Genomic DNA, 1,206 nt, shown 5'->3' with positions numbered 1-1,206 from the left:
TCGCACGCGCGCCTTCCTTCCTGTGTCACTCCTTCGCTCAAACGGCCTCAGCCAGTACAGGAATTTCAACCTGTTGTCCATCTCCTACGCGTCTCCGCCTCGGATTAGGTCCCGACTTACCCTGGGACGACGATCGTTGCCCAGGAACCCTTAGGCTTTCGGTGGAAGGGATTCTCACCCTTCTTTTCGCTACTCATACCGGCATTCTCTCTTCCTGCCTGTCCACCTGTCCTTCCGGTCAGGCTTCTCCCATGCAGGAACGCTCCCCTACCCAATTAACTTATGTTAATTGCCAAAGCTTCGGTTCCGTACTTTAGCCCCGGACATCTTCGGCGCAGAGTCTCTCGACCAGTGAGCTATTACGCACTCTTTTAATGGTGGCTGCTTCTGAGCCAACATCCTGGTTGTTTTCGAAATTCCACATCCTTCGCCACTTAGTACGGCATTGGGGACCTTAGCTGTTGGTCTGGGCTGTTTCCCTCTTGACTATGGGCCTTATTACTCACAGTCTGACTCCCATGGATAAGTACAGCCATTCGCAGTTTGATTAGGTTCAGTAGCCGGATAGGCCCCTACCCCGTTCAGTGCTCTACCGCCTGTACTCTCGCCATGAGGCTAGCCCTAAAGCTATTTCGGGGAGAACCAGCTATCTCCACGTTCGATTGGCATTTCACCCCTACCCACATCTCATCCAAAAGCTTTTCAACGCTCACTGGTTCGGTCCTCCACACATTTTTACCTGTGCTTCAACCTGGACATGGGTAGATCACTGTGGTTTCGGGTCTACTCCAACTAACTATACGCCCTGTTCAGACTCGCTTTCGCTGCGGCTCCGCATTTTCTGCTTAACCTCGCTAGCTGAAGTAACTCGCCGGTTCATTCTTCAATAGGCACGCCGTCGACCATATAAAGGTCTTCGACTGCTTGTAGACATACGGTTTCAGGTTCTCTTTCATTCCCCTCCCGGGGTTCTTTTCACCTTTCCCTCACGGTACTATGCGCTATCGGTCCATATCAGTGTTTCGCCTTGGAGGGTGGTCCCCCCAGCTTCCCACAGGGTTTCTCGTGTCCCGTGGTACTCCGGATCCTGCTCCATGCACTTGCTTACGCCTACGAGGCTCTCACTCTCTCTGGCTGAGCTTCCCAGCTCATTCTGCTTCACTCATGCATTTGATAGCAGTCCACAACCCCGGATTGGTTTCCCAT

At 52.7% G+C, this 1,206-nt stretch carries 1 rRNA gene; it reads right to left on the bottom strand.

The window, feature by feature from the left end:
- Positions 1 to 1,206: ribosomal RNA gene (locus WMO23_RS11330) — 23S ribosomal RNA — on the bottom strand; the annotation flags it as partial.

It is taken from the genome of Megasphaera intestinihominis (assembly GCF_040096415.1).
GTDB classification, from domain to species: domain Bacteria; phylum Bacillota; class Negativicutes; order Veillonellales; family Megasphaeraceae; genus Megasphaera; species Megasphaera intestinihominis.
This window is presented reverse-complemented; position numbering and strand designations above follow the sequence as displayed.